General features: G+C 38.9%; 6 protein-coding genes. 3 read left to right on the forward strand and 3 right to left on the reverse strand.

Annotated elements, in window-relative coordinates; translation table 11 throughout:
* Positions 1-673 precede the first annotated feature (673 nt).
* Positions 674-1,162, forward strand: a complete 489-nt coding sequence (locus AC07YT_RS24815) for a ComF family protein (RefSeq protein WP_494945576.1) — start codon at positions 674-676, stop codon at positions 1,160-1,162.
* A gap of 59 nt (positions 1,163-1,221) precedes the next feature.
* Positions 1,222-2,592, forward strand: coding sequence for a beta-helix domain-containing protein (locus tag AC07YT_RS24820; protein WP_086548110.1), 1,371 nt, complete (start codon positions 1,222-1,224; stop codon positions 2,590-2,592).
* Between the two features lie 392 nt (positions 2,593-2,984).
* On the opposite strand, the gene glmS is transcribed toward AC07YT_RS24820, so the two are convergent.
* The 3 genes from glmS to AC07YT_RS24835 all read right to left on the reverse strand — a co-directional run bounded on the left by glmS (position 2,985) and on the right by AC07YT_RS24835 (position 7,050).
* A complete protein-coding gene (gene glmS, locus AC07YT_RS24825; protein WP_086548111.1) occupies positions 2,985-4,823 on the reverse strand; it encodes a glutamine--fructose-6-phosphate transaminase (isomerizing) in 1,839 nt (612 codons plus the stop codon).
* A gap of 149 nt (positions 4,824-4,972) precedes the next feature.
* Entirely contained in the window at positions 4,973-6,244 is a 1,272-nt protein-coding gene (glyA, locus tag AC07YT_RS24830) for a serine hydroxymethyltransferase (protein ID WP_086548112.1), read from the reverse strand.
* Positions 6,245-6,306: 62 nt separating this feature from the next.
* Positions 6,307-7,050 (reverse strand): segregation and condensation protein A, encoded by a 744-nt coding sequence (locus AC07YT_RS24835; protein WP_086548113.1) that lies wholly within the window; start codon positions 7,048-7,050, stop codon positions 6,307-6,309.
* 202 nt (positions 7,051-7,252) lie between these two features.
* Between AC07YT_RS24835 and dxs the strand changes: the two genes are divergently transcribed.
* Complete coding sequence (gene dxs / locus AC07YT_RS24840) at positions 7,253-9,181, forward strand: 1-deoxy-D-xylulose-5-phosphate synthase (RefSeq protein ID WP_086548114.1); 1,929 nt, start codon at positions 7,253-7,255, stop codon at positions 9,179-9,181.
* Positions 9,182-9,408 lie beyond the last annotated feature (227 nt).

Raw genomic sequence — 9,408 nt, forward strand, 5'->3', positions numbered from 1 at the left:
AAGGTAGCAATCTTTTCTTCTCCCGCAATATTTATTTTAAAATAAATACCGACCCAATCACTCTAATACCATCCTTTCAATAAAACCCTTCCTCCGAAGCGGGATGCAAAAGTAGGAAAAATTAATGCTTCTGCAAAGCTTTTCTGCCGATTAACCAAAGGCCTGAGGTAACTCCATGGTTTTCAACAGGAAAAAATGTTGCGACGGGCAAAACTTTTTAAGGAAACAAGTGTTTATTGGCGCGCCGCCCAGACAATCCCGAAGTTTTTCCTGCACCCGGCCACTTGAAACTTAGGAAGTCAGTGCCATCTAAACCCGATAGCAGCGGGCATCCCGACCTAAAGTCGGGATAAAGCGGATAGCGGGGACATACCTATATAGTAGCACTAAACCTGCTTTGCTAAAAAAAAGACCTTCTATCTAATATACCGCAGTCTTCACAAATATTTTATAAATTAGTTAGATGTTGCTGGTTAAACAATGGACTTCTGATTTATTTGGATTATTATTTCCAAATTTATGCCATGCGTGCGGAACTCACCTGTTTCGGCATGAGCAGTTGATTTGTTTAAAATGTTTATATGATCTCCCTTTTACAGACTATCACCAAGATGCAGATAACAGGGTTGCCAGGCAATTATGGGGCCGCTTACCTCTAAACGCTGCAATGGCCATGTTATATTTTAGAAAAGGAGCCAAGGTTCAAAATTTAATTCACAGCTTAAAATACAATGGCAAAACCGATGTTGGGGTACTATTAGGTAACATGCTGGGAGAACGGTTAAAAACCGAGGTTCTTTACCAAGATATTAATATCGTGATCCCGGTTCCCTTACACCGAAAAAAATATAAGATTAGAGGATATAACCAAAGTACCTTTATTGCAGAAGGAATTGCAGCACAAATGGGAATTGAAATTAGCGAAGATCACCTTATCCGGAATACTTCTACCGAAAGTCAAACTAAAAAAAGCAGGTATAACCGTTATGAAAACATGAAAGATGTTTTTCAGGTCAATTCTCCTGAAGACATCAGTGGTAAACATATTTTACTGGTTGATGATGTAATTACTACCGGGGCAACACTTGAAGCGTGCGCCAATACACTCTTAGCTATTGGGGCAGCTAAAGTGAGTATTGCGGCACTTGCCTTTGCAGAATAATACGATTGTATGGTTTAAGTGCTATTGTAAGTAGCCAAACATTTTTCTAAGTTTGATTTATGCGTTTACATATTGGTTTAGTGCTTTTAATCTTATTCCTTACTTCAGCTTGCCGGAAGGGGGAACGCATTACCTCAGACCCAAATGCTAAACTGAACATTGCTAATCAGGAGGTATTATTTGATACCATTTTTACTTCTGTAGGCTCAATAACGAAAAGAATAAAGATTACCAACAAAAATAATGATGCGGTTAAAGTATCAGAAATCAGGTTATCGGGTGGCAGCAATTCGGCGTTTAGCCTTAACATTAACGGGGAGCCAACACAAAACAAAAATGACCTCATCATAAACGGCCAGGATTCAATCAATCTTTTTGTTAAAGTTTCGATCAACCCAAATTCAACCAACCTCCCCTTCCTGGTTCAGGATTCCATCATATTAAATACAAATGGCAACAGACAGGTAATTCAGCTTTTAGCCTATGGACAGAATGCTGTATTTGTTAATGAATCGACAATTAATACCAATACCATCTGGACAAAAGCTTTACCTTATATTATCAATGGATCTTTAACGGTTAAAAGCGGGACTTCACTAACCATCCAGCCTGGGACCAAAATTTATTTTCATAAGGATGCTAATTTAAATATAGAAGGAAACCTAACAGTTAATGGCAGCCTTACTCAGCCTGTACTATTTTGTAGCGATAGACTCGAAAGAACATATAGTGATGAGCCCGGCCAATGGAAAGGGATTTTCTTAAAACGAAGCGGATATGGGCTTATTAAAAATGCGATCATCAAAAATGCATCTGTTGGCATTACCTCCGATTCTTTATCCGTTAATAATAATCCAAAATTAATTTTAAGCAATAGCCTTATTAAAAACATGCAGGTGGCGGCTTATATCGGCTACCATTCAGAACTGCTCGCTTTTAATAATGTAATGTATAACTGTGGGAATTATTTAATTTATGCAGTAGGAGGGGGGAATTACAATTTGAAGCAGAATACTTTTGCGGGTTATAACTTAAATTTCCCACGCAAAACCGCTTCCTTGAGTTTTTCAGATTATTTATCGGCAAATGCTTATAATAAACTTCAAATAGATTTAACCAATAATATTATCTGGGGCAGTTTAACGAATGAACTGGATATCCAAAAGAAAACTGCTGCAATAGTGCAGCTGAATTTATGGAGCAATTTAATCCGATCCAGCAACAACGCCTACAGTAACAATGGCAATATTTTAAACACCGACCCTCTTTTTGTTAATAAAGAACTGGAGAATTTTGAGCTGGCTGCCAATAGCATTGCCCGAAAAAAGGGCACTGACTTAAGCACCGACCCCTATTTTAATTATCTTATTAAGGATGCGAAAGGGGATACAAGAATTTATCCCTCAACCTTAGGCAGTTACGAGAAATAATTTATTTTTTTTATTTTCTGAAAACAAAACGGCGAGAATTTCCGTTTATATATTCGAGAGCGTTAATTTAGATGGTAAGGGTCGATATTTCTTCTAAGAATATCGGCCCTTTACTTTTAAAAAAAGTTTTTTGAAAAACCTACATCCTCTTAATCGCAATCCTATATCATCAAAAATATTTTTTTTAAAGTTAGTGTTAGTGCTAATGGCAGCCTGCAGTCCCGCTTTTCCTCCTGCCGTTTTAAAAGCTCAGTAAAAAAGGTATTTATCAATTAAAACGGCATCCGTTCAATCGGGCTTAGTTAACAGAGTCAGTATTTAAATACCGCTTATAAACCAAAAAGCAGCTACAAATTAATGCAACTGCTTTATTTATTTGTTTTGTTGTAAAATTATTCAACGGTTACGGATTTGGCCAAATTTCTAGGCTGATCTACATTACAACCACGCATTACCGCAATATGATATGATAATAACTGTAGTGGAATGGTTGCTATAAGTGGTAAAAAGGCTTCATTGGCGTCAGGAATTTCGATACAATAATCGGCCATTTTCTTCACTTCGGTATCGCCCTGCGTTACAATGGCAATCACTTTTCCTTTTCTGGCTTTTACTTCCTGTATATTACTAATCACTTTCTCGTACGATGAATTTTGCGTTGCAATAAAAACTACTGGCATTTCTTCATCAATTAAAGCGATCGGACCATGTTTCATTTCTGCAGCAGGGTAACCTTCTGCATGGATATATGAAATTTCTTTCAGTTTCAAAGCACCTTCTAAGGCTACAGGGAAACCACTGCCTCTCCCCAAGAACAAACAGTTAGTAGAATCTTTGATTTTTTCTGCTACCTCTTTAATCAGATCGTTCGACTCAAGTGCCACCTGGATCTTTTCAGGGATATTATCCAGTTCAGTTAAAAGCTCTATTAATTTTGAAGTGGTAATGGTTCCTTTTTGCTGCGCCATATAAAAGGCCATCAACGTTAAAACCGTTACTTGTGCGGTAAATGCTTTTGTTGATGCTACACCAATTTCTGGTCCGGCATGTGTGTAAACACCAGCATGGGTTAAACGCGGGATGGAGGCACCGGCAACATTACAGATCCCAAAAATAGTTGCCCCCCGTTCTTTGGCCATCTCTATAGCCGCCATGGTATCGGCAGTTTCTCCAGATTGTGAAATGGCAATTACCACATCTTTTTCAGTAATGATCGGATTTCTGTACCTGAACTCTGAAGCATATTCTACCTCAACCGGGATTCGCGCATATTCTTCAATCAGATATTCGCCAACCAAACCTGCATGCCATGAGGTTCCGCAGGCCACAATAATAATCCGGTCTATATTTTTTAATTTCTCTGCAAATTCTTTGATCCCGCCAAGCTGAACCTTCCCTTCTTCAGGATAAATACGCCCCCGCATACAATCTTTAATCGAACGTGGCTGCTCATAAATCTCTTTAAGCATGAAGTGATCGAAGCCACCCTTCTCTAACATTTCGAGCTTTAACTCCAGTTCCTGAATTAGCGGGGTTTGGACTACATTATCTAACTGTTTAATCAACAGGTCCTCCCTGGTCATCAGGGCAATTTCGCCATCCTTTAGGTAAATTACATTTTTGGTATATTCAATAATCGGCGTAGCATCAGAAGCAATGAAATATTCTCCATTTCCAACACCAATTACCATTGGACTACCTTTTCTTGCCGCAATTAAACGATCCGGGTGTTCTTTATCCATGATCACGATGGCGTAGGCTCCATTTACTTCGCGTAAGGCCAAACGAACCGCTTCTAAAAGATCTATATTTTCAATTTCCTGGATTTCTTCAATCAAATGAATCAACACTTCTGTATCCGTATCACTTTTAAACTCATGCCCACGGTTAGTCAATTCTTCCTTTAAGGTGGCATAATTTTCTATAATCCCGTTGTGGATGATAGAAAGCTTTCCATTATTAGAGGTGTGTGGGTGAGAGTTCCGATCTGAGGGTACACCATGCGTAGCCCAACGGGTATGCCCCATACCACTAGTGCCCGATTTATCATGGGCCTCAGCAAATTCTTCTAAAACAGCTACTTTTCCTGCTTTTTTATAAATATGCTGACCACTGTTATTCATCAGCGCAATACCGGCGCTATCATAACCACGGTATTCTAATCTTTTAAGACCTTTCAGTACAATTGGCCAGGCTTCTCTGTAACCAATATAGCCTACTATTCCACACATAAGTTTATATCACATTAATTTGCCAAATATATAAAACAAACGTTTGTTTTAAAGAAAAAAAGCCGATAAACTTACTTCACAAAAAAAGCAGCTACAAATTAATGTAACTGCTCATGCTATTGTATTGCCAACGGGGTTGGTGTATAATCTTATTTATAAAGTGGGAAAGCGCTTACCAGTTTAATCACTTCAGCTTTTACACTATTCAGGTTAGCTTCATCCTCCGGGTTGGTTAGAACCTGATCGATTAAATCGACAATCTTTTCCATTTCAGTTTCTTTTAAACCACGGGTTGTGATTGCCGCAGTACCTACACGGATACCTGAAGTTACAAATGGAGATTTATCATCGAAAGGAACCATATTCTTGTTCACTGTAATTTCAGCTTTCTCTAAAGCATTTTCTGCTACTTTACCAGTGATATTTTTATTCCGAAGATCGATCAGCATTAAGTGGTTATCTGTACCACCAGAAATAATACCATATCCTTTCGCTACAAATGCCTTGGCCATTGCCTGTGCGTTAGCAGCTACTTGTTTAATGTATGTTCCGTACTCCTCGCTTAAAGCTTCGCCAAAAGCAATTGCTTTAGCCGCAATAATATGCTCTAACGGACCACCTTGTGTACCAGGGAAAACGGCCATATCAAGCAAGTTGCTCATTAAACGGATTTCGCCTTTAGGTGTTTTTAATCCCCATGGGTTCTCGAAATCCTGTCCCATCATAATCATACCACCACGTGGACCACGTAACGTTTTGTGAGTTGTAGTGGTTACAATATGGCAATGTGGAAGTGGGTTGGCCAACAATCCTTTTGCGATTAAACCTGCCGGGTGAGAAATATCAGCTAAAACCAAAGCGCCAATTTTATCAGCTACCGAACGGATAAAAGCATAATCCCACTCGCGAGAATAAGCAGATGCGCCACAGATGATTAATTTAGGTTTTTCGGCTAAAGCAACTTCTTCTAATTTTTTATAGTCAATTAATCCGGTTTCCTTTTCAACACCATAAAATAAAGGCTGGTATAATTTACCCGAAAAGTTAACGGGCGAACCATGAGTTAAGTGACCTCCATGAGAAAGATCAAATCCTAATATTTTATCACCTGGCTGCAAAATGGCAAGCATTACTGCTGCGTTAGCTTGTGCACCAGAGTGTGGCTGAACATTTACCCATGCTGCACCGAACAACTCTTTTGCCCTATCGATAGCAATTTGCTCTACTACATCCACTACCTGGCAACCGCCATAGTAACGTTTTCCTGGTAAGCCTTCAGCATATTTATTGGTTAGTACCGATCCGGCAGCTTCCATTACCTGCTTACTTACAAAGTTTTCTGATGCAATAAGCTCTAAACCATGTTCTTGGCGGTTTAACTCCTTATCAATAAGTTCAAAAATTTGGTTGTCGCGTGTCATCATTATATGAGGTTTGTATTTTTTTTGCAAAAGTAAGAAATTCAAATTTAATTTAGGCTCTATTAGGATAATGCTTTCACATTAAAGTTGTTAAAGCCGCTCCCAATGGTTATCTCTACGATTTGTTGCTGCAACATTTCTAAAATAGCCAGGAAATTATAAACAAAATGCACTTTATTCTCCGAATTTTTAAGGACTAGGGCGAAATCGATCTGTTTATTAATATCAAGCAAATTGGCAATAAAGTGTTTTTGCTGTTCGATAGTATAGGGATATTGAACAACAGTATGTTTAACCTCCTCACTGCGCAGTTCATACTTCTGCATCGTTCGGTGGTAAATGGTTAAAAGCTTATACAAATCCAATGATAAAAGTTCATCCTGATGCGTGGAGGATGCAGCTGCCAGGGTTAGATCATATGCAATATTACCGCGTTGATCCTGTTTAAACCGTTCCTCTTCAAAAACTTTCATTTCTTCTGCTGCAGATTTAAACTGTTTGTAGGCAATTAGCCTGGCGATCAGGTCCTGTTCCGAATTAATTTCATTTCCGGCCTCATCTACCTCAATCCTTGGCAAAAGCATTTTAGATTTAATGCGCATCAAAGTTGCGGCCACTAAAATAAATTCGCTGGCCACTTCTACATTCAAGGCCAGGAGCTGATGGATATAGGCCAAAAAATCGTTCGTAATTTTAGCAATCTCCACATCCTGGATATTAAGCTCATCCCGTTCAATAAAGAACAGTAATAAATCGAAGGGGCCTTCGAATACCGGAAGTTTTATTTCAAAATTCTCTGCCTGCATGTGAAGAGACAAACATAATGAAAATTTTCAGGTACTCTAACTTAAAACGCTACACGCAATCATCAGCCGCTCTTCGCCAAACGCTCCATGCTAAGCCCTCATCGCCAACCGCTTAACGCTTAAGAATAAACCAGTATTTTTCTTTTCTATATTAAAACAAATTTACCTTACTTTGTATCTTGTTTTTTACCATAAATTTCGAATGCAAGTAAAAGCTGGCCCCCTATTATCTAAAATCAACTATCCCGCTGATTTAAAGCAATATAGCGACTCTGACTTAGAACAAATAAGCCAGGAATTACGACAGTATATTATTGATGTTGTGAGTGTAAATGGTGGCCATTTTGGCGCCAGTTTAGGTGTTGTTGAATTAACAGTTGCCTTACATTATGCGCTAAATACCCCCTACGATAAATTAGTTTGGGACGTAGGTCATCAGGCATATGGGCACAAAATTTTAACAGGCCGTAGAGATTTATTCCATACCAACCGGGTATACGGCGGAATTAGCGGTTTCCCGAAAATTTCTGAAAGCGAATATGATACTTTTGGTGTAGGCCACTCTTCTACTTCTATTTCGGCTGCTTTGGGCATGGCGGTAGCCTCGCAATTAAAAGGTGAAACAGACAGACAGCATGTGGCTGTTATTGGCGATGGTGCCATGACTGCAGGTTTAGCTTTTGAAGGTTTAAACCATGCCGGGATTGAAAACAGTAATGTGCTGGTCATCTTAAATGATAACTGCATGTCTATCGATCCCAATGTAGGTGCGCTTAAGGAATATTTAACCAGCATTACCATCTCGAAATCGTACAACCGTTTCCGTGATGACATCTCTCATGTACTTACCGGATTATCTAAACTTGGTCCTAACGCACACAAGTACGTTAAGAAAATAGAGAAAAGTATTAAAGGCACCTTACTGAAACAAAGTAATTTATTTGAAGCCTTAAACTTTAGGTATTTCGGCCCTGTTGATGGGCACGATGTAAAACGTTTGGCACAAACCATAAAAGATTTATCAGCTATTCCTGGCCCTAAGCTTTTACACTGTATTACCGTAAAAGGAAAAGGTTTTGCATTAGCAGAGAAAGATCAGACCAAGTGGCATGCACCGGGCCTTTTTGATAAGATTACGGGAGAAATTAAAAAAAGCGTTCCTGATAAGCCGCAACCACCAAAATATCAGGATGTTTTTGGACATACCATGGTAGAACTGGCTGAGGCGAATGATAAAATTGTAGGCATTACGCCCGCTATGCCATCAGGCTCATCATTAAACATCATGATGAAAGCGATGCCAAAACGTGCATTTGATGTGGGTATTGCGGAGCAACATGCCGTGACTTTTTCAGCCGGTTTAGCTGCGCAAGGGCTGGTACCTTTTTGCAATATCTATTCGAGTTTTATGCAAAGAGCTTACGATCAGGTGATTCATGATGTGGCTATCCAAAAGCTAAACGTGGTTTTCTGTCTGGATAGAGCTGGATTAGCTGGTGCCGATGGTGCAACACACCATGGTGCTTACGACATTGCATACATGCGCTGCATCCCAAATTTGGTAGTCTCTTCTCCAATGAACGAAGAAGAGTTGCGAAACCTGATGTTTACCGCCCAGCAAGAAAATGTTGGCCCATTTGTAATCCGCTACCCACGTGGTAATGGTGTAATGCCTGATTGGAAACGACCATTTAAAGCATTAGAAATTGGCAAAGGACGTAAGATCTGTGATGGAGAGGATGTAGCGTTATTAACCATTGGTCATGTAGGTAACTTTGCTGTTGAAGCCCGCGCCGAACTGAACAGCGAAGGTTTTTATCCGGCACATTACGATTTACGTTTTGTAAAACCTTTAGATGAACAATTATTACATGAAGTTTTTGCCAAATACAAAAATGTAATTACGGTAGAAGATGGCTCATTACCCGGAGGGATAGGTTCTGCAGTATTGGAATTTATGGCCGATCATGGTTATCACGCCAATGTAATCCGCCTGGGTATTCCAGATCAATTTATCGAACATGGCGAACAGGCTGAACTTTGGGCTGAATGTGGATATGATAAAAATGCGATTGTTGAAACGGTTAGAAAAGTTGCCATCAAAAGAACAACCAATACTATGGCTGGTTAAATTAAGCCTAACATTTTTTATGTAGGAATATAGCCCTAACCTCAGCTATTATAATCAAAATATTAAGGAAATATTAAATTTTTTACTCAATTTTAATCCAATACCTAATAATAAGTATTGACAAATAGCACAACTACAAAAGAATAGCCTGAATCTATTTTATTCTTTTAAAAATCTACTTCAGTTTGCAAACAATTTCTAAGTTACTATGTTTACTGGTATTATAT

It is taken from the genome of Pedobacter sp. GW460-11-11-14-TSB4 (assembly GCF_059423705.1).

Coding starts and splice junctions, on each gene's coding strand:
- AC07YT_RS24815 (WP_494945576.1), top strand. CDS start 674: ATGTTATATTTTAGAAAAGGAGCCAAGGTTCAAAATTTAATTCACAGC.
- AC07YT_RS24820 (WP_086548110.1), top strand. CDS start 1,222: ATGCGTTTACATATTGGTTTAGTGCTTTTAATCTTATTCCTTACTTCA.
- glmS (WP_086548111.1), bottom strand. CDS start 4,823: ATGTGTGGAATAGTAGGCTATATTGGTTACAGAGAAGCCTGGCCAATT.
- glyA (WP_086548112.1), bottom strand. CDS start 6,244: ATGACACGCGACAACCAAATTTTTGAACTTATTGATAAGGAGTTAAAC.
- AC07YT_RS24835 (WP_086548113.1), bottom strand. CDS start 7,050: ATGCAGGCAGAGAATTTTGAAATAAAACTTCCGGTATTCGAAGGCCCC.
- dxs (WP_086548114.1), top strand. CDS start 7,253: ATGCAAGTAAAAGCTGGCCCCCTATTATCTAAAATCAACTATCCCGCT.